Origin of the sequence: Kineococcus gurbantunggutensis, assembly GCF_050871925.1 — a bacterium.
GTDB lineage: Bacteria > Actinomycetota > Actinomycetes > Actinomycetales > Kineococcaceae > Kineococcus.
Map to the genome: position 1 here is coordinate 55899 of NZ_JBJLSG010000004.1, position 23765 is coordinate 79663.

Annotated in this window: 26 protein-coding genes; 11 read left to right on the forward strand and 15 right to left on the reverse strand. The window is 75.0% G+C overall.

The features are described from left to right. Positions 1-46 precede the first annotated feature (46 nt). Genes ACRYR7_RS01210 through ACRYR7_RS01220 form a run of 3 tightly spaced genes read left to right on the forward strand, consistent with a single transcriptional unit; the run spans position 47 to position 2714 of the window. A complete protein-coding gene (locus ACRYR7_RS01210; protein WP_432570242.1) occupies positions 47-700 on the forward strand; it encodes a glycosyltransferase in 654 nt (217 codons plus the stop codon). 26 nt (positions 701-726) lie between these two features. Beyond that, positions 727-2172, forward strand: coding sequence for an FAD-binding oxidoreductase (locus tag ACRYR7_RS01215; protein WP_432570243.1), 1446 nt, complete (start codon positions 727-729; stop codon positions 2170-2172). 26 nt (positions 2173-2198) lie between these two features. Further along, complete coding sequence (locus ACRYR7_RS01220) at positions 2199-2714, forward strand: nuclear transport factor 2 family protein (RefSeq protein ID WP_432570244.1); 516 nt, start codon at positions 2199-2201, stop codon at positions 2712-2714. A gap of 72 nt (positions 2715-2786) precedes the next feature. Here ACRYR7_RS01220 and ACRYR7_RS01225 read toward each other — a convergent pair whose 3' ends face one another. Both ACRYR7_RS01225 and ACRYR7_RS01230 read right to left on the reverse strand, forming a co-directional pair. Then, positions 2787-5885: an endo-1,4-beta-xylanase gene (locus tag ACRYR7_RS01225; RefSeq protein ID WP_432570245.1), complete on the reverse strand. Its 3099-nt coding sequence runs from the start codon at positions 5883-5885 to the stop codon at positions 2787-2789. A 583-nt stretch (positions 5886-6468) separates the two neighbouring features. Next, positions 6469-6693 (reverse strand): hypothetical protein, encoded by a 225-nt coding sequence (locus ACRYR7_RS01230; protein WP_432570246.1) that lies wholly within the window; start codon positions 6691-6693, stop codon positions 6469-6471. 364 nt (positions 6694-7057) lie between these two features. Here ACRYR7_RS01230 and ACRYR7_RS01235 point away from each other — a divergent pair, with 364 nt between their 5' ends. Further along, positions 7058-8026, forward strand: a complete 969-nt coding sequence (locus ACRYR7_RS01235; RefSeq protein WP_432570247.1) for a helix-turn-helix domain-containing protein — start codon at positions 7058-7060, stop codon at positions 8024-8026. A gap of 57 nt (positions 8027-8083) precedes the next feature. Then, entirely contained in the window at positions 8084-8299 is a 216-nt protein-coding gene (locus ACRYR7_RS01240) for a hypothetical protein (protein WP_432570248.1), read from the forward strand. 24 nt (positions 8300-8323) lie between these two features. On the opposite strand, the gene ACRYR7_RS01245 is transcribed toward ACRYR7_RS01240, so the two are convergent. From ACRYR7_RS01245 to ACRYR7_RS01255, 3 genes are all read right to left on the reverse strand, one after another. Further along, positions 8324-8812 (reverse strand): pyridoxamine 5'-phosphate oxidase family protein, encoded by a 489-nt coding sequence (locus ACRYR7_RS01245; protein ID WP_432570249.1) that lies wholly within the window; start codon positions 8810-8812, stop codon positions 8324-8326. A gap of 152 nt (positions 8813-8964) precedes the next feature. Further along, positions 8965-9222 (reverse strand): hypothetical protein, encoded by a 258-nt coding sequence (locus tag ACRYR7_RS01250; RefSeq protein WP_432570250.1) that lies wholly within the window; start codon positions 9220-9222, stop codon positions 8965-8967. 384 nt (positions 9223-9606) lie between these two features. After that, positions 9607-10218: a malonic semialdehyde reductase gene (locus ACRYR7_RS01255; protein WP_432570251.1), complete on the reverse strand. Its 612-nt coding sequence runs from the start codon at positions 10216-10218 to the stop codon at positions 9607-9609. 93 nt (positions 10219-10311) lie between these two features. Between ACRYR7_RS01255 and ACRYR7_RS01260 the strand changes: the two genes are divergently transcribed. Beyond that, complete coding sequence (locus tag ACRYR7_RS01260) at positions 10312-10665, forward strand: winged helix-turn-helix transcriptional regulator (protein ID WP_432570252.1); 354 nt, start codon at positions 10312-10314, stop codon at positions 10663-10665. A gap of 367 nt (positions 10666-11032) precedes the next feature. Here ACRYR7_RS01260 and ACRYR7_RS01265 read toward each other — a convergent pair whose 3' ends face one another. From ACRYR7_RS01265 to ACRYR7_RS01280, 4 genes are read right to left on the reverse strand one after another with little or no spacing between them, the layout of a single operon-like run. Next, positions 11033-11431 carry a universal stress protein gene (locus ACRYR7_RS01265; RefSeq protein WP_432570253.1) on the reverse strand — a complete coding sequence of 133 codons (399 nt, stop codon included), beginning with the start codon at positions 11429-11431 and terminating at the stop codon, positions 11033-11035. Then, entirely contained in the window at positions 11428-12984 is a 1557-nt protein-coding gene (locus ACRYR7_RS01270) for a tripartite tricarboxylate transporter permease (RefSeq protein ID WP_432570254.1), read from the reverse strand. The genes ACRYR7_RS01265 and ACRYR7_RS01270 overlap by 4 nt, the downstream gene beginning before the upstream one ends. Then, positions 12984-13553: a tripartite tricarboxylate transporter TctB family protein gene (locus ACRYR7_RS01275; protein ID WP_432570255.1), complete on the reverse strand. Its 570-nt coding sequence runs from the start codon at positions 13551-13553 to the stop codon at positions 12984-12986. The genes ACRYR7_RS01270 and ACRYR7_RS01275 overlap by 1 nt, the downstream gene beginning before the upstream one ends. Next, positions 13550-14566, reverse strand: coding sequence for a Bug family tripartite tricarboxylate transporter substrate binding protein (locus ACRYR7_RS01280; RefSeq protein WP_432570256.1), 1017 nt, complete (start codon positions 14564-14566; stop codon positions 13550-13552). The genes ACRYR7_RS01275 and ACRYR7_RS01280 overlap by 4 nt, the downstream gene beginning before the upstream one ends. Positions 14567-14785: 219 nt before the next feature. On the opposite strand from ACRYR7_RS01280, the gene ACRYR7_RS01285 reads away from it, so the two are divergent. Together ACRYR7_RS01285 and ACRYR7_RS01290 are read left to right on the forward strand one after the other, a co-directional pair. Beyond that, on the forward strand, positions 14786-16507 hold the full coding sequence (locus ACRYR7_RS01285) for a sensor histidine kinase (RefSeq protein ID WP_432570257.1): 1722 nt from the start codon (positions 14786-14788) through the stop codon (positions 16505-16507). Then, positions 16500-17231, forward strand: coding sequence for a response regulator (locus tag ACRYR7_RS01290; RefSeq protein ID WP_432570258.1), 732 nt, complete (start codon positions 16500-16502; stop codon positions 17229-17231). The genes ACRYR7_RS01285 and ACRYR7_RS01290 overlap by 8 nt, the downstream gene beginning before the upstream one ends. A gap of 61 nt (positions 17232-17292) precedes the next feature. Here ACRYR7_RS01290 and ACRYR7_RS01295 read toward each other — a convergent pair whose 3' ends face one another. Further along, entirely contained in the window at positions 17293-17616 is a 324-nt protein-coding gene (locus tag ACRYR7_RS01295; RefSeq protein ID WP_432570259.1) for a DUF1330 domain-containing protein, read from the reverse strand. A 70-nt stretch (positions 17617-17686) separates the two neighbouring features. Then, positions 17687-18463 carry an oxidoreductase gene (locus tag ACRYR7_RS01300; RefSeq protein ID WP_432570260.1) on the reverse strand — a complete coding sequence of 259 codons (777 nt, stop codon included), beginning with the start codon at positions 18461-18463 and terminating at the stop codon, positions 17687-17689. A 77-nt stretch (positions 18464-18540) separates the two neighbouring features. Here ACRYR7_RS01300 and ACRYR7_RS01305 point away from each other — a divergent pair, with 77 nt between their 5' ends. Next, positions 18541-19188 (forward strand): TetR/AcrR family transcriptional regulator, encoded by a 648-nt coding sequence (locus tag ACRYR7_RS01305; protein ID WP_432570261.1) that lies wholly within the window; start codon positions 18541-18543, stop codon positions 19186-19188. Positions 19189-19220: 32 nt separating this feature from the next. On the opposite strand, the gene ACRYR7_RS01310 is transcribed toward ACRYR7_RS01305, so the two are convergent. After that, positions 19221-20138, reverse strand: coding sequence for an NAD-dependent epimerase/dehydratase family protein (locus tag ACRYR7_RS01310; RefSeq protein ID WP_432570262.1), 918 nt, complete (start codon positions 20136-20138; stop codon positions 19221-19223). A gap of 60 nt (positions 20139-20198) precedes the next feature. Continuing rightward, positions 20199-20798: a TetR/AcrR family transcriptional regulator gene (locus tag ACRYR7_RS01315; RefSeq protein WP_432570263.1), complete on the reverse strand. Its 600-nt coding sequence runs from the start codon at positions 20796-20798 to the stop codon at positions 20199-20201. Between the two features lie 55 nt (positions 20799-20853). Between ACRYR7_RS01315 and ACRYR7_RS01320 the strand changes: the two genes are divergently transcribed. After that, on the forward strand, positions 20854-21522 hold the full coding sequence (locus tag ACRYR7_RS01320) for a GAP family protein (protein ID WP_432570264.1): 669 nt from the start codon (positions 20854-20856) through the stop codon (positions 21520-21522). Positions 21523-21564: 42 nt separating this feature from the next. Here the strand turns inward: ACRYR7_RS01320 and ACRYR7_RS01325 are convergent, their stop codons facing one another. After that, positions 21565-22518 (reverse strand): SDR family NAD(P)-dependent oxidoreductase, encoded by a 954-nt coding sequence (locus ACRYR7_RS01325; RefSeq protein ID WP_432570265.1) that lies wholly within the window; start codon positions 22516-22518, stop codon positions 21565-21567. A gap of 96 nt (positions 22519-22614) precedes the next feature. Between ACRYR7_RS01325 and ACRYR7_RS01330 the strand changes: the two genes are divergently transcribed. Beyond that, complete coding sequence (locus ACRYR7_RS01330; protein WP_432570266.1) at positions 22615-23223, forward strand: TetR/AcrR family transcriptional regulator; 609 nt, start codon at positions 22615-22617, stop codon at positions 23221-23223. 69 nt (positions 23224-23292) lie between these two features. On the opposite strand, the gene ACRYR7_RS01335 is transcribed toward ACRYR7_RS01330, so the two are convergent. After that, positions 23293-23765: methyl-accepting chemotaxis protein (locus ACRYR7_RS01335; protein WP_432570267.1), on the reverse strand; the 473-nt coding region annotated here is incomplete at its 5' end.

Consider the following 23765-nt stretch of genomic DNA (forward strand, 5'->3'; position numbering starts at 1 on the left):
CGCGTCGACGGCCCAGTGCCGCACCCGCAAGCGAGGTGCACTGACCGTGCGCACCACCGTCCCGGCCACGGGTTCCCGCGGCGACGTCCAGCCGGCCGCCGTGCTCGGGGCCGAACTGGTCCAGCGCGGGCACGAGGTCGTGCTGGCCACCACGGACGACCTCACGCGCTTCGGCGAGGCCGTCGGCATCCCGGTGGTGCCGCTCGGGTTCGACATGCGCGCGTTCCTGCGCTCCGACCAGGGGCAGGAGCTCCTCCGGAACACGGACGTGCACCAGTACCTGGACGGGTTCGTGAAGATGAAGGCCGCGCACGCGCAGGTGCTGCACCCCGCGGTGGTCAGGGCCTGCGCGGACGCGGACGTCATCGTCTCGAACACCCTGCTGCCGGACGAGGCGTCGTGCCTCGCCGAGGCCGGCGGCGCCACCGTCGTCGCGCTGCACCAGGCCCCGCGACGGTCCAACCCCCGCGTCCCGTCGTTCGTGCTGACCAGGCGCCGCGTGCCCCGGCCCCTCAACCGCACGGGCCGCGCCGACGGAGATCGTGCTGGCGGCGACCTCCCCGAGACGTCCACGCCCCATCGACGCCCCGTCGACGCCCCGTCGACGTCCGCGCGGTGCACTGGTCGCACACCGCCGACCGCGGCGACCGCACGCACCGCCCCACCGACCCGCCGACCCACCGACCTACCGACCCGCTGACCCCTCGACCCGCTGGAGGAGATCCCGTGACCCTCTCTGCCGAACACCCCTCGGACACCGCCCCCTCGTCCGCGCCGGCCCCCGTGCTGGACGGCCTCGACGCGCTCACCGCGGCGGTGGACGGGCAGGTCCTGCTGCCCGGGGACGACGGGTACGCCGAGGAGTGCTCCCCGTACAACCTGGCCGTCTCGCACGCACCGGCCGTCGTCGTCGGTGCCGCCGGTCCCGCCGACGTGCAGGCCGCGGTGCGCTTCGCGGTGCGCAACGACCTGCCGGTGGCGGTGATGGCCACCGGGCACCAGGCCTCCCTGCCCGCCGACGGCGCGGTGCTCATCACCACCCGCCGCATGGACCGGGTGAGCATCGACCCCGCACGGCGCACGGCGCGCGTGGGGGCCGGGGTCCGCTGGCGGGCGGTGGTCGACGCCGCCGCCGAGCACGGGCTGGCCCCGCTCAACGGCTCCTCGCCGCTGGTCGGCGTCGTCGGGTACACCCTCGGCGGGGGCCTGAGCCCCACGATGGGCCGTCTGCACGGGTGGGCCTCCGACCACGTCACCGCCGTGGAGGTGGTCACCGCCGACGGGGAGCTGCACCAGCTGGAGAACCGGGGGGAGGACTCCCCCGAGGCGGACCTGCTGTGGGGCCTGCTCGCCTCGAAGAGCAACGTCGGCGTCGTCACGGCCCTGGAGTTCGGGCTCTTCCCCGTGACGCACCTGCACGCCGGCGGGTTGTTCTTCGCCGGTGAGCACGCCGCCGCCGTGCTGGCCGCCTACGCCGAGCTGACCGCGGGCGCCCCGGACGAGCTGACCACCTCCATCGGCCTGACGCGCTTCCCCCCGCTGCCCTTCCTGCCGGACTTCCTCAGCGGCAGGTTCGCGGTGCACGTGCGCTTCTCCCTGGTGGGAGACGCCGCCACGGCCGACGCGCTGCTCGCGCCGCTGCGCGCCTGCGCCCCGGTCGTCCTCGACACGGTCGGGGAGATGCCTTACCGGGAGAACGCCTCGATCCACGACGACCCGGTCGACCCCGCGCCCTTCACCCAGCGCACGGTGCTGCTGAAGGAGTTCACCCCGGAGTCGCTCGCCGACCTCGTCGACCTGTTCGGCCCCGGCTCCGACTGCCCGGTGCACATCGTGGAGCTGCGCCAGCTCGGCGGCGCGCTCGCCGCGGAAGGGGACCAGCCGTACGCGGCGGCGCAGCGCGAGGCGGCCTTCGCCCTGTGCCTCTTCGTCATCGGCCCGCCGCGGGGCAGCGCGGCGGCGTCCGCCTGGATCGACGAGGCGTTCCGGCGCCTGGGACCGCACACGGCCCCGGGCGCGTACGCGAACTTCACCGCTGCCTGGGACACCGATCCCGAGGACGTCCGCCGGGCCTACCTGCCCGCGACCTTCGAGCGGGTCCAGCGGGTGAAGGCCCGGCACGACCCGCGCAACCTGTTCCGCCTCAACCTCAACGTCCTGCCCCGGTCCTGATGCGCCTTCCCCGGAGGAGAACCACGATGACCACCCAGCCGCTCACCACCACCGCCACCGCGACGCCGGCGGAGCTCACCGTGCTGGCCGACCACCACGACGTCGTCGACGCCGTGCTGCGCTACACGACCGCCCTGGACCTGGCCGACGCCGACCTCATGACCTCGGCGCTCACCGAGGACGCCACCGTGGACCTGACGCCCGCGACCGCGAAGATCGGCCTGGAGTTCCCCGTCCTCAGCCCCCGGGAGACCGTCGTCGGGGCGCTGATCGGTGCGGTGGGTCCGCTGGACACCAGCCACAGCGTCACCAACGCCCGCACCGAGGTCACCGGCGACACCGCCGTGCTGCGCTGCTACGCGCAGGCGATGCACTTCCTGCCCGGTCAGGGCCCGGACCCCGCTCGGACGACCCACGCGCTGATGATGAACCGCTACACCGTCCAGCTCGTGCGCGACGGCGCCACCTGGCGCATCCGGCACCTGAGCATCGACAGCGCCTGGTTCGAGGGCGACCCCGCCGTCCTGGTCTCCCAGGCCTGAGACGGCAGCGAGCCCCGCACCGTGGACGGTGCGGGGCTCGCTCGCGCAGCCGGGCCGACGGGCCCCGGGCGGTCAGCCGCGGGGCCGGCCTCCCCGGTGCCACGGCACGGTGCGGATCGTCACCGCGGCCTCGAGCGCGGTGCCGCCCACCGTGGAACCGGTGACCAGCAGCCGCGTGTCACCGCGCCGCACACCGGTCAGCGGGACGCGGACGGCGCAGTCCAGGTCGACCACCCCGTCCCTGTCGACGTCCCTGCCGGCCCAGCAGCCGACCACGGAGTCCTCGGTGCCCGTGACGCCCACGCGCAGGGCGTCCACGTCGACGTCCTGGACCGGGTCGAACCCGGCCTGGGAGAGCAGCGTGACCTCCAGGGTGCCCCTGCTCCCGGGGTTGACGACCCCGCGGGAGGACGCCTCGACCGTCACCGGCACGGCGAGGTGGCCCGCCGGGAGCGGGGCGGCGCCCAGCACGTCGGCGTCGTCGCGGACGACGAGGACGTAGCGGGCCCCCGCCTCGACGTCGCTCTCGGCGACCCGCAGCACCGCCCGCCCGCCCGCGAAGGTCGCCGTCGCCACCGGGGTGCCGTCCCGCAGCAGGACCGCCTGGCGACCGTCCGGCACGTCCGCCGCGACGGGCACCTCGTGGTGCACGCCCGAACCGTCCACGACGCGCCGGGCCGCGCCGGGCTCGATGCCGACGCCCAGGCGGTCCGTCTCCTCGAACGTCCGCTCGGTGACGCTCTCGAACAGCCGGACGCGGCTGGCGTCCGCGTACTGGTCCAGCTCCCCCCGGCCGCCCTCGGCGACGAAGCCGGCGCCGGAGCCGTGCAGCGCGTACGTCTCGCCGCTGCCGGCGCTGTGCGTGAACAGCGTGGTCGCGCCGTCCTCGTCCAGCCCGGTGTCGAACCACACCGCGCGGTCCAGGTTCTCGTCGCCGATGAGCTTGTCCGAGACGAGCGCGTCGGTGTTCACGCGGTCCGGGTCGTCGGCCCGGTGGACGGTGAAGGGCTGGATCAGGCCGCCGTGGACCAGGCTCATCATGGTGAAGCCCCGGTACCCGTTCTCACGCGTGTAGGGGCCCGGGTCGCTGCTCTCGGCCTCGGTGAACAGCCAGCGCATGTTGTCCTGCACCGGCTCCGGCTCGACGACCGCGTCACCGTCGACGACGACGGGGGTGCCGTAGTAGCCCTGCCGGGCCTCGCTGACGCCCCCGCCGGCCGGGACGGGGTCGAGGCCCTCGTGGGTCAGCGCCTGGGCGGCGTCGTCCTCGCCCGCCACCACGAGGTACGTCTCGTCGCCCTCGATGGAGTCCGCCGCGCGCCACGTGCTCTGCGGGCGGCCGAGGTCCGTGACCCGGGCGGCGGTGAGCGGTGCCCAGTCCTGGTCCCACACGTGCTTGCGCACGGTCGTCCCCGCCGGGTCGCCCCCGGAGACCGGGTCGTCGGTGCTGATCGTGAACCGCGCGCTGCCGTGCTTCGGAGGGGCGGGGTGCTCCTCGCTGGTCGTGACGACGGGGCGGCCGTCCCGCAGGAACTCCTGGAACAGCGTGAGGTCGCTGCTGCCGTCGCTGAACCGCACGTCGACCGCGGAGCGGTAGCCCGTGTCCGGGTACTGGACGTCCTGCTCCCACTCGGCCGACATGTGCCCGAAGGAGATCGTGTACGTCGCGGCGTTGGCCGGCTCGTCCACCCGCGCCACCGTCACCGTGACGACGCACGGGTCGCCCGGGCCCACGGCGCACTCGCCCGAGCCGGGCGAGACCTCGACCTCGACGTCGTCGCCGTAGCGGTGCGCGACGTCGTCGGCGGAGAAGTCCACGGCCCGGACGTCGTCGGGGACGTGGACGTCGTACTCCGTCCTGCGGGGGTCGACCTCGAAGACCTCGCCCCCGTACGTGAAGGACGTGAGCTCGGGGCGCTCCTCGTCGAAGCCGAGCCAGCCCTCGGGGTCCACCACGGCGTGGTACGCGGGCTTCTCGGTCCACGTGTCGCCGCTCCTGGAGAACGGCAGCGGGAAGAAGCTGGAGCGCCAGCTGTTGGAGTCGCTCGTGCCCCAGAAGGACACGCGGGCGATGTGGTCCGAGTACCTCTTCAGGAGCAGGAACAGCTCGGCGTACTTGTCCGCCTGCACCTGCAGCTGCTCGTCGCTGGGGGGCACGGTCTCGCCGGAGTCCTGCGTGCCTGTGATGCTCAGGTCGAGCTCGGTGAGGGAGACCTCCACGCCCGTGGCGATGTAGGTCTGCAGGTTCCGCTCGAGGTTGCCGAGGTCGAGCCGCGTGTTGTAGTGCGCCTGGATGCCGATGCCCTGGATCAGCTTCTCGCCGTCCTCGGGGTGCTCCCTGGCGTACCTCTCGTTGAGCTCGGTCACCATGCTGGCGATGGCGATCGCCTTGTTCGGCAGCTCCAGGTCGTTGAAGTCGTTGTAGTACAGGACCGCGTCCGGGTCGGCTTCACGCGCGAAGACGAAGGAGTCGTAGACGTAGTCCCACGGGTTCCCGCCCCTGGCGTAGGCGCCGGCCCAGGCCGCCGCCCGGTACTTCGGCTGGTCCAGCGAGCGCAGGGCGTTCCGCCAGTCCGTGGGGTTCTCCGGGTTGTCCCGCATCGCCTCGTTGACCACGTCCCAGGCGTCCAGCGCGGCCGGGCCCTCGCTGTAACGCCCGGCGATCGTGTGGATGTAGTCCCGGAGCCGGGATCGGGCCTCGTCGTGGTCCCAGTGGATGGTCATGTCGGAGGTCAGGGTGTTCCGGTCGGCGGACCTGGCCGGCCAGTACCGCGACTGGTTGTGCCACGCCAGCGCGTGCCCGATCGTGTAGAAGCCGGCCTCGTTGGCCCGCGTCAGGAGGCTGTCCGCGCTGGCCAGACCGGTGGGAGCACCTGCCGGCTGACCCGTGACGGGGTCACCGCTCCAGATGCTGTCGGGCTTCAGGGCGTTCTCCGGCGTGACGGCGTTGAAGTGCTTGAGCATGTGCGCCCACTTCGCACCGCCGCTCGCCGTCCAGTCGTCGGGGCTGATGGTGGTCCCGACGAGGAAGTGGTCCTCGTAGACGTCCTTGAGGCCGGGGTTCCCCGGCGCTGCGCCGGCGGCGCTGGCGAGCGGTGAGGAACCGGTGAGGACGGCAGCCGCCAGGGCCGTGACCGCCAGTGCTGACGTGCAGGCTCGAATCGCCTTCACCCGGGGAGGTCCTTTCGTGGTTCGAGGTGCTTGCGGGGTCCTGCGGACCGTTCAGCTCCGATCGCGACCCGCCGGACCGCGTCACCGGACGAGGCACCAGCACGACCGGGGTGCTCACCCCACCGGCCGGGCGGCCCGGGTGGGGCCGGGTCCGGTCAGGCCAGCGGGCCCGCGCCGACGGCGGTGCGGTCGGACCGGACGCCACCGTCGCTGACGGCGTACCGGCGCTGAGCTTCGCGGGAGGCGAGCGTGAGCCGGCCCTGGTGCAATCCGTCGTCACTGACCGTGCCCATGGCGCCAGCTTGTCAGAGGTTGTAGCGATACACCAGGGCCGGTGTGCGGTGAGCGGCCCTGCGGACCGCGGGTCGGCGCCACCGCCTCGCCGCCCAGGTCCACGCCGGACCCGCTCACCAGCACCGAGCACGACGGGCTCGAGGACGGCCTCCGCCCGGTCGCGGTTCCTTCCCGACGCCACCCCGGCCAGGGCGGGAACGACGCGCCCGGGGCCACCGTGCAGCTCCCCTAGATCGAGCAGCTGCGCGGAGCGAGGCGCACGGTCGCGGCGGCGGGACCGGGCGGTCGGCTACGAGCGGCTGCGCGCGCGTGCCGCCACCTCCCGCGATCGCGCCGCGCTCTCGATCAGCCTCTGCAGGGCCCACTGCTCCTCCGCCCGCAGCGCCAGCTGCTCGTAGAGGGCGGCGCACCGCTCGTGCAGCTGCGCCGAGCGCTCGGAGGCCGCCAGCGCCACGTGCCGCCAGTGCTGGGCCCGCTCCTGCCACGGCACGTCGTGCGAGGACGCGCCGTCCACGCGACCACCGGGGTCTGCAGACACCACCCGTCCCGCCCCCTCCGCCCTCGCCCGCGTGCCGCGCGACAGGCCGGCGCCTGGGGAGCGGCGCCCGGGCGAGCTCCGTGCTGGACCCGCCCGGGCTGCGTCGACCGCCGAACCCGGGCTCGGCGCGACGTCCCCTCAGGCTCACCCACCGACCCGGCGGTCGACACCTCGCACCGGGCGAGCGCTTCGCTCAGCGGCCCGTGCTTGCGTAAGGTGTCCACCGGCTCCAGCGACCGCTCCACCAGCCACGCCCTCCCGGGGAGGCCCCGTGCCGGCGCACACACCCGCGCACCCCCCCGCGCAGCCGCTCCCGGATCCGGTACCGGTCGATGCTCCCGTGCAGCGGACCTCGTTCTCCTCCGGCGACGAAGCCGAGGTGACCGGCTTCATCACCGCGATGTACGCCGAGAACAGCACCCGCTTCGCCCCGGTGCGCCGCGGCGCACGCTTCTCGGCGCAGACGAACGACACCCCCGCCCTGGGCGCGGACCTGGTGCGCACCTCCATCGACTACACCGGCACCAGCCAGCAGGGCTTCTCCGACTACGTCTTCTTCCTCGTGCACGCCGGCACCGTGCACATCGACAGCCGCCTGGAGGGCCACGAGGTCTCCACCACCGCCGGTCCCCGCGACGTGGCCTTCTACCCCCTCGGCGTCCCCGTCGCCTTCGCCATGCGCGGTTTCGAGGTGAGCACCGTGCGCCTGAGCGCGCAGCGCCTGCACCGGGTGGCCCAGGAGGTCAGCGGCCCGAGCGCCGCGCGGCTGCGCTTCCACGCCCTCACCCCGGTCTCCGCCGGGATGCACCGCTACTGGCGCTCCCTGCTCACCCTGGCCAGCGGCGCCCTGGTGGACCCCGCCTCCCCGCTGGCCTCGCCGCTGCTGGCCGAGGACCTGGCCCGCACCGTGGCCGGCGCCGCGCTGCGCACCTTCCCCAACACCACCATGACCCAGCAGCACACCCCCGGTCCCGGTGCCACCGCCCCGGCCACCGTCCGCCGCGCGGTGGCCCACCTGGAGGAGAACGCCCACCGGCCGCTGCAGCTGGACGAGGTCGCCGCCGCCGCCGGCACCAGCGCCCGCGCCCTGCAGTACGGCTTCCGCCAGCACCTGGGCACCACCCCCACCGGCTACCTGCGCCGGGTGCGCCTGGAGCGCGCCCACCGGGAGCTGCAGGCCGCCGACCCCACCGGCGGGGCGAGCGTGGCGGCCATCGCGGCGCGGTGGGGGTTCGCCAACGCCGGGCGCTTCGCCAGCGCCTACCGCGAGGTGTACGGGGTGCGCCCGGGCACGACCCTGCGCACCTGACCCCGGCCCGGCGCCGGACCCCTCTCGGTCAGGGACGGCTCCAGCCGGGTGCCCACCGTGCAGCACCCGCCCGCCCCGGTGCCCGGCGGGCGCGGGGTGCAGCTGGTGGACCTGCTCAGCGAGGAGCGGGGCGTGCACCGCCCCCCGCATACCCACCTGCCGCACCAGGTGCAGGAGAGGCACGACGTGCACGGGGCCGGCGGCGGGTCGGGCGGCGCGGCGGGCAGCGCACCGCTGACGGCCAAGAGCGTGTGGTGCCGCCTGGTGCGCTGACCCCCACCCCTGCGGGTGGCGCGCTCAGGTCAGGTCGACGGTCTCGTTCTCCCCCACGTCGGGGCGCCGGCCCTTGACCTTGCTGGTGGCCAGGGCGATCAGGCTGGTGACGGCCCCGCCGGGAGTGTCCCAGTACTCCGCGCTCTGGGCGTGCACCTTGATCAGCGCCAGGCCCGGGGTGCTGGGTCCGTCGGGGAACCACGCGTCCAGCGCGGTGTTCCACAGCTCCTCGGCCTTGGCCACGTCGTGCACGACCTCGGCGGTGCCGGCCAGCGACAGCCACGCGTCGCGGCTGGCGAAAGCGGCGTTGACGTGCGCGCCGTGCTGGATCTGCTCGACCTTGGAGGCGTCGCCGTCGGTGGCGAACCACAGGTCGCCGTCGAAGCGGACCTGCTGCACGGCCATGGGACGGCTGACCAGGCGCCCGTCGTCGGTGGTGGTGGTCAGCATGCAGGTCTTGATGTCCTCGATGATGTCGGCGACCTTCTCCACGCCGCTGCGTTCGTCGGCCACGAGAACCCCCTCGTTCGTAGGTGGTGCGCTCCGTCGGTGCTGGGAACGGTAGGTGCGGTGCTCGGTCGCGGCAATCCCGGCACGGACGCTCCGCACCGTTCCTGCCGCCCCGAGGACTCGCCGGGCGCCGCGGTGCCCGGCGGCCGCCGCCCTCAGCGCTGCTCCCGTGCGCGCTGGGAGACCACCTGCCACGCCACCACGTCCGTCCGGCACTCGTGGACGGCGCCGTCGACCTCGACGAGCAGGTCGACGGCGTGCGTGGCGCTCAGGAAGGCCACCCGGACCGCGCCGTCCGCACCGCGCTCCCCCAGGAAGCACGCCGCCGGAGCCCGGTGGGCGCGGTGCTCGTCGACGGTGCGGCGCTGGGCGCTGCTCAGCTGCTCGTACCCCAGCGGTCGCGACGGCTCCACCACCACCGGTGGCGCCGGTGGTGGCGGTACCGCTGCCAGCACCGGCTCGGACGCCGGACCCGCCGCGCGCGCGGCCCGCGCACGCCGCCGGCGGGGAGCGTCCCGCATCACGACGCGCACCGGTCGGCGGTCGGGCGCAGGACCTGGACGCGCGCCGGCGCTGCGGCCGCGAGCGCCGTGCACGGGGTGCCGCACCGCCTGGGTGGTTGACGCAACCGAACGCTCCCTCGTCCCCACGGGGACCGCTTCGTCCCCCACGGCAGCACGCTACGGTCGGCGAGGCGCTGAGCGAGCGCTCAGCGGGCGCGGAGCCCGCACCTGACAGCAACCTGCCACGGTGCGCTCCCCACCCGTCCTGCCGCCACCGGCACCGCCCGGACCAGCTCAGACGTAGCGGACGACGTCGTGCGGGGCCAGGCGCGGCAGGCGGGGGCGGTAGGCGTCCACGCCCGGGTAGCCGATGTTCACGACCAGGTGCGAGCGCCAGGTGGTGCCGGCGAAGAACTCCGCGTCCACGGCCTCCCTGTCGAAACCGGCCATCGGCCCGGCGGCCAGCCCCAGCGCGCGGACGGCGAGGATGAAGTACCCCGCCTGCAGGGCGGCGCTGTAGGAGCCCATGCCCGCGCGCATCGCGGCGTCCTGCTCCAGGACGGGCTGCATGCCGGTCATGAAGGGCGCGACGGTGGGGATGGCGTCGTGGAAGCGCTCGTCGAGCGCGAGGACCGCGGTCACCGGGGCGCCGGCCGCGCGGTCGCGGTTGGTGTCGCTGAGCAGCGGCACCAGCCGGGCCTTGGCCTCGGGGGTGCGCACGTACAGCACCCGCGCGGGCTGCAGGTTGGCGGCGGTGGGGGCCCAGCGGGCCAGCTCCCACACCTGGGCCAGCTGCTCGTCGGTGACGGGGGTGGGCGCGAAGGTGTTCGCGGTGCGGGCGTCGCCGAAGAGGGCGGCGCGGGCCGCCTCGTCGAGACCGGCGGGGCGTTCGTCGAGCGTGGTCACAGCTGTTCTCCTCGGAGTCGCTTCACCGGTCGGTGCTGCTTCGGAAAAAAGAGTAGCACCGGCGGCGAGAGCGTCAAGGCGTACACTCCGGGGGTGAGCGAGCACCTGCGAGAGCCTGTCGAGCACTCGGCGCGAGCGTGCGACGGGGCGCTGACCCGGGCCTTCACGTTCCTGGGCAAGCGCTGGAACGGGATCCTGCTCGCGACCCTGGCCTCCGGCCCCGCCGGTTTCTCCGACCTGCGCCGGGCGGTGGGGGGCATCAGCGACTCGGTGCTCTCCGACCGCCTCACCGAGCTGTCCCGGGCCGGCCTGGTCACCCGCACCGTCCACGAGGGTCCCCCGGTGGCCGTGGTCTACGAGCTGACCGGCTCCGGGCACGCGCTGGCCCCGGCCCTGCGGGAGCTGACCACCTGGGCGCGCGACAACCTCCCCGAGCGGAGCTGCTGACACGCGGGCACCCCGGCGGCGGCGTGGTCGAGCGCCTGCGGCGCGGCGGCTGCCCCGTGATCGCCGCGGCCGACCCGCTGCGCGGCCTGCACCACGACGCCCAGCACCTGCGCAGCGTCCCGGAGAGCGTCGACGGCCCGGTCGTGCCCGGCTGCACGCCCCTCCCGCACGGGTTCCACCCCGTCGTCAGTGACGACGGGGTGGAACCGCCGACGGCTCCACGACCTCCCACCCGGGACGGGCCCGCACCGGTCCGCGAGGTGCCGCCGACGACCGCCGGCCGGGGTGGGAGCGCGGCTCTGCGACCGCTCGCGCGGTCCCGTGGTGACGTCCCGCCGCCAGACGCCCGGTCGTGCCTGCCGCGGGTTCAGTGCGCCGCTGGTTTCACCGTGACGACGGGGCAGGGCGCGTCGAGGATGATGCGCTGCGCGACGCTGCCCATGATGAGCTTGCCGACGGGGGTGCGGCGGCGGTGCCCGACGACCACGGCGGAGGCCGACAGCTCGTGCAGCGCCTCGACGACGACGGCGGCGACGTCGCCCTGGCCCATGCGCTGGACCACCTGCGCGCGCACCGCTCCCCCGCTCAGGCGCTCGCGCACCTGCTCCAGCTGCTGCGGGGAGGCGTAGGTGGGTTCGGACAGGGAGGTGCCGGCGGGGGCGTTGAGGACGAACAGCTCCTCACCGCGGCGCCGGGCCTCCTCCACCCCGGCGCTCAGGGCGGCCTCGCCCTCGGGGGTGGGTGCGTAGGCGACGACGACGGTCACCGGTGGGCCTCCTCGTGCTGGGGGGTGTCGTGGACGTCGGTGGCCGGACCGGGCTGCGCGGGGCGTCCGCCCAGCCTGGCCGGCAGCAGGCGCCGGTACAGCGGGAAGAGCAGGACCAGGGCGACGAGCGCGTAGACGGCCAGGGAGAACGGGGTGGCGACCAGCCCGCTCCAGCTGCCCTGCGAGATGGTCAGGGCGGTGCGCAGGCGCTCCTCGGCCAGCGGGCCGATGATGACGCCGATGATGAGCGGCAGCACCGGCAGGCCGAAGCGGCGCATGACGAACCCCAGGACGCCGAAGGCGAGCAGCAGCCACAGGTCGAAGGTCTGCAGGTTGGCGGCGTAGGCGCCCAGGGTGGCGAAGAACAGGATGCCGGCGTACAGGTAGGGGCGCGGGATGCGCAGCAGTTTCGCCCACACCGGTGCCAGCGGCAGGTTGAGCACCAGCAGCAGCAGGTTGCCGATGAACAAGCTGGCGATCAGCGCCCACACCAGGTCCGGTTCGCGCTCGAAGAGCAGCGGGCCGGGCTGGAAGCCGTAGGAGATCAGCGCGGCCAGCAGCACCGCGGCGGTGGCGTTCGTCGGGATCCCGAGCGCCAGGGTGGGCACCAGGGTCCCGGCGGCGGAGGCGTTGTTGGCGGCCTCGGGGCCGGCCACGCCCTCGATGGCCCCGTGGCCGAACTCCTCGGGGTGCTTGGAGAGCTTGCGCTCGGTGACGTACGACAGGAACGTGGGCAGTTCCGCGCCGCCGGCGGGAACGGCGCCGAAGGGGAAGCCGAACGCGGTGCCGCGCAACCACGGCTTCCACGAGCGCTTGAAGTCCTCCCGGCCCATCCACGGCCGGCCCACGGGGATGACCTCCACGGCGGCCCGGCGCATGCGCGAGGCCACCCACAGCGCCTCGCCGACGGCGAAGATCGCCACGGCGACGACGACGATGTCGATGCCGTCGATCAGCTGCAGCACCCCGAACGTCAGCCGGGCCTGCCCGCTGATGGCGTCCAGGCCCACCAGGCCGATGGCCAGGCCGGTGAACAGCGAGGCGAAACCCCGCACGCGCGAGCTGCCCAGCACGGCGGTCACCGCCAGCAGCGCGAGCACCATGACGGCGAAGTAGTCGCCCTCGCCGAGCCCGACGGCCAGGTCCACCATGAGCGGGGCGGCGGCGACCAGCAGGACCGAGCCGATGGTGCCGGCCACGAAGGAGCCGATGGCCGCGGTGGACAGCGCCTGCGCGGCGCGGCCGTTGCGGGCCATCTTGTTGCCCTCCAGCGCCGTGACGACGGAGGAGGACTCCCCGGGGGTGTTCAGCAGGATGGCGGTGGTCGAGCCGCCGTACATGCCGCCGTAGTAGATGCCGGCGAACATGATCAGGGCGCTGGTGGGTTCGAGGGTGTACGTCAGCGGCAGCAGCAGCGCCACGGTCATGGCCGGGCCGATGCCCGGCAGCACGCCCACGGCGGTGCCCAGCACCACGCCGAGGGCGGCGAAGGCCAGGTTGACCGGGCTCAGCGCGTCGCCGAAGCCGCCGAGCAGGGAGGCGAGGTCGCCCATCACAGGATCCCGTCCAGGACGCCGGGGGGGAGCTGGATGCCCAGCACCACCCAGAAGAAGTAGAAGGTCAGCAGCGAGAGCACGGCGCCCACGGCGGTGGCGCGCAGCAGGCTGCGCCCGCCGAGGACCTTGGCCGTGGCGCCGAAGAACACCGCGGCGGAGATCGCCCAGCCCAGGCGCTCCACGAGCAGCACGTTGGCGGCGAAGACCAGGGCCAGCAGGGCCAGGCGGGTCCAGTCCGAGCCGGCCGAGGCGTCGACGTCCTCGCCCTCCTCGGCCTGCCCGCGCCCGCCGCGCAGCACGTCGAGCGCCAGGACGAGGGAGGTGAGCACCAGCCCGGCCCCCACGGCGTAGGGCACCGGGCGCGGGCCGACGACGCCCTCGTCGACCAGGCCCTGCGACAGGGTCGCCGCGTCGGCGACGACCAGGGCGCCCAGGGCGGCCAGGAAGGCGCACAGGCCCAGCTGGGCCAGGTCGCGCGGGCGCGCGGGGCCGCCGGTGGCACCGGCCGCGGAACCGGGCGCCGGACCGGGCGCCGGACCGGGCGCCGGCGTCGCGGGCGCGCTCACACCAGCCCCAGCCGCGAGAGCACGTCGCGCACCCGCGCGGCCTGCTCGTCCAGGAACGCGGCGAAGGTCTCGCCGGTGCTGAACGCGTCCGTCCAGGCGTTGTCGGTGAGCACCTGGCGCCACTGCGGGGAGTCGTGCATCAGCGTGACCGCCTCCACGAGCCGCGCCACCTCCGTCTCGTCGAGGTCGGGCGGGGCCACCAGGCCGCGCCAGTTGGTGAAGGTCAGCTCCACGTCCTGCTCGCGCAGCGTGGGGACGTCCAGGACGGGCACCCGCTGCTCGCTGGAGACGGCCAGCGCGCGCACCGCACCGGTGGTGATCTGGTCCAGCAGTTCGCCGTAACCGCTGGTGGCGAAGGCGATCTGCCCGCCCAGCAGCGCCGGCAGCAGGTCCCCGCCGCCGTCGTAGACGACGTAGTTCACCTCCGCGGGGTCCACGCCCACGGCGTCGGCGAACTGCATGGGCAGCAGGAAGTCCGGCCCGCCCGGGGAGGAACCGCCGCCGACGGGCAGCGAGGCGGGGTCGGCGCGCCAGGCGCTGAGCAGGTCCGCCAGCGTGGCGAACGGCGAGGCGGCCGGGACCAGCACCACGCCGGCCTCCTCGATCAGCTGCGCGATCGGCGTGGTCTGCTCCAGCGTCACGTCGACGTCGTTGGTGTAGGAGGCGCCGACCACGCCCAGGCCCATGGACATCAGGTACTGCGGGTTGCCGCTCTCGCTGACGCAGCGCGCCAGCCCGACGGTGCCGCCGGCGCCGGAGAGGTTGGTGACCTCCACGCCCTCGGCGGCACCGACCTCCTCCATCACGCGCACCGCGGAGCGGCCGGTGGTGTCGTAACCACCGCCCGGGGAGTTGGGCACCAGCAGCTGCAGCCGGTTCAAGGTGCCCGTGGTGGCGGCGGCTCGCCGGGTGACCCCGCACCCGCCGAGCGCCCCCGCGGCGCCCAGCAGGGGTGCGCCGGCCAGTGCGGCCAGCACGCCCCTGCGCGCCGGTCCTGTCCCTGGGGTGCTCATGGCGTCCTCGTCGACGACGTGCACCGGCGCCGGGCGGCCACCGGTGGACGCGCGGCGAGACGGCCGCGGCGTCGGGCACAATGCTGCGCGGGCGCCGCCCCGCGCGTCACCCTTGTGGTGCCAGTGGTCCTTGCGGTCCTTGTGGTCGGCGCGCACGGCGCGCTCGCAGCGCGGGACGCGGGGCGGGGCGAGCACGGCCGGGCGGCACGAGGAGGTGCGGTGGGGCGCAGGTGGCGCAGGGGACGGACCCTGGCCGGGCAGATCCTGCTGGTGCAGGTGCTGCTGTTCGCCGTCGTCCTGGTGGGCGTCGGTGCCGTCTCGGTGAGCCAGTCGCGGCAGGCCTCGGTCGACGCGCAGGAGCGCCGGGTGCGCCAGGTCGCCGAGCACGTCGCCTCCCTGCCGCTGGTGCGCCGTCAGCTCTCCGACGTCGCGCAGGGGCGGGCCACCGCGGAGGCCCTGACGGTGACGGTGGAGCAGCTGCGCACCACCTCCGACGTGGCCGCCGTGCTGGCCGCCGACCCGTCCGGCCGGGTCGTCGCCTCGCCGGCGGACCCCCGCCTGGCCGGCACGCAGCTGCCGGTGCCCTCCAGCGCCGAGCGCGGGGACGCCTCCTGGCTCGGGCCGGTGCAGCTGGGCGGGCGGCGCACCGTCGCCGCGAGCGCGCCCGTGCTGGCCGACGAGAGCGCGAGCGGGCAGCGCGGTCCGGGGGGCGTGGTCGGCGCCGTGCTGGTCGGGCAGGACAGCATCCCCTGGAGCGCGCAGCTGCGCACCGCCCTGCCCGACCTGGCCACCTACCTGGGCATGTCGGCGCTGGTGGGCGTGCTGGGGGCGTGGCTGCTGGCGCGCCGGGTCAAGAGCCAGACCCTGGGGCTGGAGCCGGACGAGATCGCCTCCCTGGCCACGCACCGCGAAGCGGTCCTGCGCGGCATCCGCGAGGGCGTGCTGGCCCTGGACCTGCAGGGGGTGGTCACCGTGGCCAACGACGCCGCGCGCGAGCTGCTCGCCCTGCCGCCGGACGTGGTGGGCCGGCGCGTGGACGCGCTGGGCCTGCCGCCGCAGGTGGTGGCCCTGCTCACCCGCGACCCGGCCCCCCGCGACCACCCGGTCGTCAGCGGTGAGCGCCTGCTGGTGCTCAACCGCACGCTGCTGCAGCGCACCGGCGGTGCCGGCACGGAGGCGGTGGGCACGGTGACGAGCATGCGCGACCGCACCGAGCTGGTGGCGCTGCAGCACCAGCTGGGGGTCAGCCGCACCACCACCCACGCCCTGCGCGCGCAGACCCACGAGTTCGCCAACCGCCTGCACACCATCTCCGGCCTGGTCCAGCTGCACCGCTACGAGGAGGTGGTCGGTTTCATCGACCGCGTCAGCCGCGGTCACGCCGCCCTGGGTGAGCAGATCGGCGAGCAGGTGCACGACGCGGCGCTGGCCGCGCTGCTGGTGGCCACCACCAGCGTGGCCGACGAGCGCGACGTCAACCTCGTCCTGGCGCCGGGTGCGCACCTGCCGCGGGTGAGCGAGGACCTCTCCGACGACCTGGTCACGGTCGTGGGGAACCTCATCGACAACGCCGTGGACGCCACCGCGCAGGCGGGCGGAGGCACCGTGCAGGTCGACGTGCGCAGCGACGGCGCCGGGGGTGCGGTGGTCGTCGTGTGCGACGACGGCGCGGGGGTGGACCCGCACCTGCTGCCGCGGCTGGTGCAGCGCGGCACCACCTCCAAGCACTCGGACGCCCCCGGCGGGCGCGGGGTGGGGCTGGCGCTGGTGCAGCTGGTGTGCCAGCGCCGCGGGGGGGCGCTGCGGCTGCAGCGGGACGCGGAGGACGGGCCGGACGGGTGCGGCGGACGCGCCGGGCACGCCGGGCACCTCGAGCACTGCGGCGCCAGCTTCACCGCGACCCTGCCCGGCTCCACCCGGCCGGGCGGTGCCCGTGCTTGACGTCCTCGTCGTCGACGACGACCCGATGGTCGCCTCCATCCACAGCGGTTTCGTCCAGGCGGTCCCCGGCTGCCGGGTGGTGGGCACCGCCCGCACCGGCGCGCGAGCGCTGGAGATGCTCGGCAGCCTGCGCCCCGACGTCGTGCTGCTGGACCTGTACCTGCCCGACCTGCCGGGCCTGGAGGTGCTGCGCCGGCTGCGCGCGCACGGCGCGGACGTCGACGTCATCGTCATCAGCGCCGCTCGCGAAGCGGCCACCGTGCGCGAGGCGGTGCACGGCGGCGTCGCCGGTTACCTCATCAAACCCTTCGAGGCGCCCCAGCTGGCCGAACGGCTGCTGCAGGTGCAGACCTCCCGCACCGCCCTGTCCCCGCCGGTGCTCTCGCAGTCCGACGTCGACCGGGTGCTGGGGGTCCCCGCGCACGCCGCGGGTAGCGCTGCGCCGGCCGGCGGCACCGGCGCGCTGCCCAAGGGCCTGAGCCCGCAGACCGCCGAACTGGTCGCCGGCTCGCTGGACCTGGCGAGCACCGCGCTGTCGGCCAGCGAGGTCGCCGAGCAGCTGGGCCTGTCGCGGGTGGCGGTGCGCCGCTACCTGGAGCACTTCGTGCACACGGGCCGGGCGCGCGTGCAGCTGCGCTACGGCGCCGGGCGCCCCGAACGCCTCTACCGGTGGCACACCGAGCCGCCGCGCGAACCCGGTGCGACCCCGAGCGCGTCCCCCTGAGCCGGGCACGACCCGCTGACACCGAGGAACTCCTCTCGGACGGCGCGACCGGTCGTGACGGTCAGGCCGTCGGGGCGGTGCCGGGCAGGAAGAGCACCCGACGGCGCATCGCGGTGGCGGCGATCTCGCGGGCCGGGGCGTACTCCGGGGAGTCGTACCAGGCCTGCAGGGTCTCCACGTCGGGCCACTGCACGACGGCCACCACGACCCCGGCCTCGCCCTCGGCGACCGTGGGCGAGGCTCCCAGGACGACGAAGCGGCCGCCGAACCGCTGGACCGTGGCCGGCGTCAGCTCGGCGTAGCGCTGGGCGCCGGCCGGGTCGAGGACCTCGAGGACCTCGGTGATGCTGTACGCGGGCGTGCGGGTGGTGGTGTTCTCGGACACGGGTTTCTCCTTCAGGTGGCTTGCTCGGGCGTGGTTGTTCGGGTGTGGTGGTCGGGTCGAGGGTCGGCGCTCAGACGAGGGGGAGTTCACCGCCGTCGACGGTGAGGGTCACGCCGGTGACCCACTGGGCGCGCTCGGAGGCCAGGTAGGCCACGGCCTCGGCGACGTCCCGCGGGTCACCGGGACGCCCCAGGGGGACCCCGGCGGCGATGTCGGCGAGCGAGGCCCCCGTCGCGTCGGCGATGCCCTGGCGGATCGCGTCGCCGCCGGGGGTGACGACGTTGCCGGGCACGACGGTGGCCACGCGGATCCCGGCAGGTGCCAGCTCGGTGGCCAGGGCCTTGCCGTAGGCGTTCAGGGCGGCCTTGGCGGCGGCGTAGTGGGCCAGCGGCGGCGTGGGCAGCAGAGCCGCTGCCGAGGAGACGTTGACGACGGCGCCGCCCGCTCCGGCCTCGCGCAGCGCCGGCAGCAGCGCGGTGGTGACCCGCACGGCGGAGAGGTAGTTCAGGTCCAGGGCGTCGAGCCACTCCTCGTCGGGGATGGTGGAGGTGCCGCCGAGGTGGAGGCGGGCCGCGCCCGCGTTGTTGACGAGGACGTCGACGCCGCCGAGGACGTCGAGAGCTGCGGTGGTCAGGGCCTGCACGCCGGCGGTCGTGCTGACGTCGCCGGGGACGAAGGTGGCGGCCGCCGGCGTCTCGGCGGTGGCGCTGCGCGCGGTGGCCACGACGTCCGCGCCGGCGTCGAGGAAGCGCTGGACGACGGCCGCGCCGATGCCGCGCGAGCCTCCGGTGACGACGACGCGCTTGCCGGTGAACTCGTCGGTGGGGTGGGCGATGGTTCTGAACATGCGGTCCACAATACAGGTTCTGGACCGTTCGTCCAGATGTTCTGGACCGGAAGTTCAGATCGGCGTAGGATCGGGGCATGGCACGACCACGCAAGTTCGACGAGCACGACGTCGTGCTCGCAGCGCGCCGGCAGTTCACCGAGACCGGCTACCACGGCACCTCGGTGGAGGACCTCTCCCGCTCCACGGGCCTGAGCAAGGGCAGCCTCTACGGCGCCTTCGGCGACAAGGAGACCCTGTTCCGGCGGATCTTCGACGAGTACTGCACCGCCTCCGACGAGAGCGCCGCCGCCCGGCTCGAGGGTCCCGAGGAGCAGGCGCTGGAGCGCCTGCGCGACTGGTTGCACTCCCCCGAGGACGACCCCGGCAGCGACACCGGCACCGGCCCCGGAGGCGTCGGCGACGACCCCCTCCACGGCCCCCGCCGCCTGGGGTGCCTGCTGGCCAAGGGCACGGCCGAACTGGCCTGGACCGACGAGGTCGTCGCGGCCCGGTCGCTGGCGACGTTCGAGGTGCTGTTCGACAGCTGCCGCCGGCTGGTCGAGCAGGCCCAGCGCGCCGGGCTCGTCGACCCGGCGGCCGATCCCGCGGTGCTCGGCGGGCTCGTCGTCGCCACCCACCGCGGGCTCGAAGCCCTGACCGAGGCGGGGGTCGACGCGGGGACCCTCAACCGCATCGCCGACGCCGCGATCGACGGCATCGCCCTCGACCCGCCGCGCCGGTAGGCGGCCGTCACCCGCTCCCCCGCGGCCGGCGCTCAGGCCGCGCCGCGGGGGTCCTCCAGCACGTCGCGCCAGGAGTGCTCAGGGACGTAGCCGAGCAGGTCGCGGGCCTTGTCGATGCTGTACAGGGTCTCGTGCCCGCTCACCGGGCGGCGCACCTCGACGCCGTCGTAGAAGGTGTCGATGATCTCCTGGGTGCTCACGGCGACCGACGTGTCGGCGTTGGCGATGTTGAAGACCTCGAAACCCAGCCCGTCGGTCTGCAGCGCGCGCAGGGTCGCCCGGCCCAGGTCGCGGACGTCGATGTAGGCGAAGACGTTGCGCCGCCGCAGCGAGGGGTCCGCCAGGAAGGCCGGGAACTTCTCGGCGTACTCGTGGGGTTCGATGACGTTGTTGATGCGCAGGCCGTAGACGTCCGCGCCGGTGCGGGCGTGGAAGGAGCGCGAGACCACCTCCCCCGCCACCTTCGACATGGCGTAGGAGTCCTCCGGCACCACGGGGTGCTCCTCGTCGACGGGCACGTACAGCGGTTTGCGCTCGCCCCGGGCGAAGCAGATCCCGTAGGTCGTCTCCGAGGAGGCGAAGACCACCTTGCGCACGCCGAGCCGGGTCGCGGCCTCCAGGACGTTGTAGTGGGCGAGGACGTTGGTCGCGAACGTCGCGGCGTCCGGGGCGACGAGGATCGCGGGGATCGCCGCGAAGTGGACGACGGCGTCGTACGCCGACCCGCCGGACGCACCGGGGTCCGGGTCGTCGAGGTCGGCCATCGTGGGCGTGCCCGCCATCGCCGAGTAGACCTGGCCGGCGTCGGTCAGGTCGACGCGCAGGTCGGTGACACCGGGGTGACCCAGCGGGGTGAGGTCGGCGTTGGTGACCTGGTGGCCCTGGGAGGCCAGGTAGGGCGCGACGTGGTGACCGGCCTTGCCGCTGCCGCCGGTGAAGAAGATGCGCATGCGCCCAGCCAACCACTCATCCCCCGCCCCGCCACGCGAGCCGCCGGGGGCTCGACGGGCTCAGCCGGTCCGGTGCAGCGTCGCGGCGAGCGTCGCGGCCAGGTGCCGTTGCGCAGCCGCGGCGGTCAACCGGCCCAGGCGGACACCGTCCGCAGCGCCGACCATCAGCCAGGTCAGCATCGTCAGCACCCACTCCGGGTCGACCTCCACCCGGAAGTCCCCGCTCTCCTGCCCCCGGCGCACCAACCGGCGCAGCGACTCCTCCGTCGCCGCCGTCCGCTCCAGCAGCGAGGTCTCCACGTGCTCGCTCAGCGGCTGCAGACCCAGCAGGCCCACCACCGGCGCCAACCTCCCCAGGTTCTCGACCACCCGCTCCAGCGCCCGGGCCGGGGGGCCGTCCTGGGGGGCCGCGTCCTGGACCGCGCGCACGAACGCCTGCGCCGCCGCCTCGCACAGCTCGGCCACCAGCGCGGCGCGGGAGGGGAAGCGCCGGAACAGCGTGGCCCGGCTGACCCCGGCCGCCTCGGCGAGCTCCTGCATCGACGCCGCCGGCGCCAGCGCCAGGTGCGCGGCGACCGCCGCGGCCACCGGGTCGGCGAAGACCTCCCGCGGCGCGGACGAGGAGGGGGCGGGAGGACCCGGGGCGGCGGGGGGCGTCACGCGCTCAGCCTAGCAAGGTGAGACTCAGACGTCTCAGCAGAGATATGCTCATCTCATGCTGACCGCGGGCCTGCTCTGGACCGTCGCCGGGCTCGCCGCCCTGGACTCGCTGAACCCCGCCACCACGGCCGGGGTCGCGCTGATCCTGCTGGCCCCGCTGCGCCGGCCGGGCGCGACGGCGCTGGCCTACGTCAGCGGCGCCTACCTCGTCGTGCTGGCCGTCGGCGCGGGGCTGCTCGTCGGCGGTGGCGAGCTGGGCCGGGCCGTGACCGGGGCCTCCACCTGGGTGCGCCGGGGCGCGCTGCTGCTGGCCGCGCTCGTCCTGGCCGTCAGCGCGGTGCGCAGGCTCACCACCCGCACCCGCGCCGCGGTGACCCTGCCCCGCTGGTTCGGGCTCGCGACCGCGGCCCCGCTGGGCGTGCTCGTCACCGGTGCGGACCTGCCCAACGCCTTCCCCTACCTCATCGCCGTCGAACGTCTCGGCGCCGCCGGGGTGCCCGCGGGAACCGGCGTGGCCGTGCTGGCCGGCTACGCGTTCGTGTACTGCCTGCCGTGCCTGGTGCTGCTGGTCGTGGGGTCGGCCTGGCGCCACCGCACCGCCTCCCGCCTGCAGCGCGTGCACGACCGCTTCGGCGGCGAGCGCCTCCAGCCGCGCTCCGTGCCCACCGCGCTGGGCCTGCTGCTGCTCGCCGCCGCCGTCGCGGTGCTCGCCCTCGTGCTGTGAACCCCCGGCGGACCGAGAACCCCTCACCGCCGACCGGGCGCGCTACCGCCGGCCGTGGTGGAGCGGGCGGTCGGCGGCGCGGCCCGCGGAGGTCAGCTCCTCGGTGACCTCCCACAGCAGGGCGGCCAGCGCTCGATCGTCCACCGGGGCCCGGAACTCCTCGAAACCCACGAGGGCGTCGTCGCGGGCGCCGACGGGCCCGGCGAACAGGTGCGGGTCGACGTCCGGGGAGGTGGCCGCGAACAGCAGCGGCCGCACGCCCTGCTCCGGGTCCCGCGCCCCCCACAGCCGGCCGAGCACGGCCGCCAGGGCGCGGTCGCGGCGCGAGGTCAGGCCGGTGTTCATCGGGGTGGTCACCATCCCGGGGTGGGCCACGATCGAGCGCACCGGGGAGCCGGCGGCGCTCAGCCGGCGCTGGTGCTCCACGGCCCACGCCACGTGCAGCGTCTTGGTGCGCGCGTAGGTGCCGCTGCGGGAGTAGCGCCGCCGTCCGTCGAGGTCCTGCGGGCCCAGGCGCACCGGCAGGCGCCGGTAGAGGTTGGACCCGGTGGTGACGATGCGGGGATCGGGCGCGCCGGCGAGCTGCTCGTGCAGCAGCCTGGCCAGCAGGGCGGGACCGAGGTGGTTGGTGGCCAGCTGCACCTCGTGCCCCTGCGGGCTCGTGCGGTGCTCGACGTTGCCCACGCCGGCGTTGTTGACCAGGACGTCGAGGCGACGGCCCTCCAGGGCGGCGGCGAAGCGCCGCACGCTGTCGAGGTCGGCGACGTCGAGCTCGGCGAGTTCGAGGTGCTCGCGCGGGGCCGTGCGGGCCAGCGCCTCGCGCACGACCGCGCCCTTGTCCAGGGAGCGCACGGCCATGACGACGTGGGCGCCGGCGGCGGCGAGGGTGCCGGCGAGCAGTTCGCCGAGGCCGCTGGAGGCGCCGGTGACCACGACGGTGCGCCCGCTCTGGTCGGGGACGTGCTGCGGGCCGAAGGGGACGGGGGTGAACGGCACGGCGGGCCTCCAGAAGTGGAATCAGTTCCGTTTGGTCAGCCTGACACAACCGGAACGGATTCCACAACCGTGGTCGCCTGCTCTACCCTCGGGAGCGTGACGACCCGCGACCCGGCCGGTCCCGAGCCCGCGGGCCCGGGCGCACCGCGGCGCTCCGACGCCACCCGCAACCGGGCGCAGGTGCTCGCCGCGGCGCGGGAGCAGGTGCGGGGCGGCGCGCCGCTGCCCGCGATGAAGGACCTCGCGCGCCTGGCCGGGGTCGGCACGGGCACCGTCTACCGCCACTTCCCCACCCAGCAGGCGCTGCTGGCCGCCCTGGGCGAGGAGGGCACGCACCGGCTGGTGGCCGAGGTGTGCAGCGCCGCCGGCGACGAGGACCCGGGGAGGGGTTTCGCCCGCGTGCTCGCCGTCGTGGTCACCGGGCTCCTGCACGACCCCGCCGTGTGCGCGGCCGTCACCGGTACCGGGACCGGCTGCGGCCCGTCCACGGGAGCGGCCGCCGAACTGGACGAGGCGGTCGGCCGGCTGCTGGAGCGCGCGCGCGCGGCCGGTGCCGTGCGCCCCGACGTCGACGCCGACGACATCAGGTTGCTGGTGCTGGGGCTGGCCGCCGGGCTGGCGCCGGTCGCCGGGGACGACGCGCGCGTGCGGCGGCACGTGCAGGTCCTGCTCGACGGCCTGCGCGGGTCGAACCTCCCGGGGTGAGGACGAACCCCGGGGTCGAGCACGACACCTCGCACGAGGCGCTGTGCTCGACCCCGGGGGGGCGCCGCCTCAGGTGCGCGGCAGGGTGAAGGAGGCCACCAGCTCGTTCAGCTCGCTGGCCGCCCGCGACACCTCACCCGCCGTGGCCGCGGTCTGGTTCGCCCCGGCCGTGGTGTGATCCGCCGCTGCGGCGATCCCGGAGATGTTCACCGCGATCTCCTGCGATCCCGTGGAGACCTCACCCACGTTGCGCACCATCTCGGAGGTGGTCGCCGACTGCTCCTCCACCGCCGCCGCGATCGTGGCCTGCAGCGCATCGATCCGCCCGATGACCTCGGTGATCTGCCCGATCGCCCCGGCCGCCGCACCCGCGTCGGTCTGCGTGGCGTTGATCCGCGTGATGATCTCCTCCGTGGCCCGCGCGGTCTGCTGCGCCAGCTCCTTGACCTCCCCGGCCACCACCGCGAAGCCCTTGCCCATCTCCCCGGCCCGGGCCGCCTCGATGGTGGCGTTCAGGGCCAGGAGGTTGGTCTGCTCGGCGA

What these genes read in the sequence shown, in the direction of transcription:
- ACRYR7_RS01220 (WP_432570244.1), top strand. Translation starts at nt 2,199, where the DNA reads ATGACCACCCAGCCGCTCACCACCACCGCCACCGCGACGCCGGCGGAG.
- ACRYR7_RS01270 (WP_432570254.1), bottom strand. Translation starts at nt 12,984, where the DNA reads ATGGGCGACCTCGCCTCCCTGCTCGGCGGCTTCGGCGACGCGCTGAGC.
- ACRYR7_RS01280 (WP_432570256.1), bottom strand. Translation starts at nt 14,566, where the DNA reads ATGAGCACCCCAGGGACAGGACCGGCGCGCAGGGGCGTGCTGGCCGCA.
- ACRYR7_RS01300 (WP_432570260.1), bottom strand. Translation starts at nt 18,463, where the DNA reads ATGTTCAGAACCATCGCCCACCCCACCGACGAGTTCACCGGCAAGCGC.
- ACRYR7_RS01305 (WP_432570261.1), top strand. Translation starts at nt 18,541, where the DNA reads ATGGCACGACCACGCAAGTTCGACGAGCACGACGTCGTGCTCGCAGCG.
- ACRYR7_RS01310 (WP_432570262.1), bottom strand. Translation starts at nt 20,138, where the DNA reads ATGCGCATCTTCTTCACCGGCGGCAGCGGCAAGGCCGGTCACCACGTC.
- ACRYR7_RS01320 (WP_432570264.1), top strand. Translation starts at nt 20,854, where the DNA reads ATGCTGACCGCGGGCCTGCTCTGGACCGTCGCCGGGCTCGCCGCCCTG.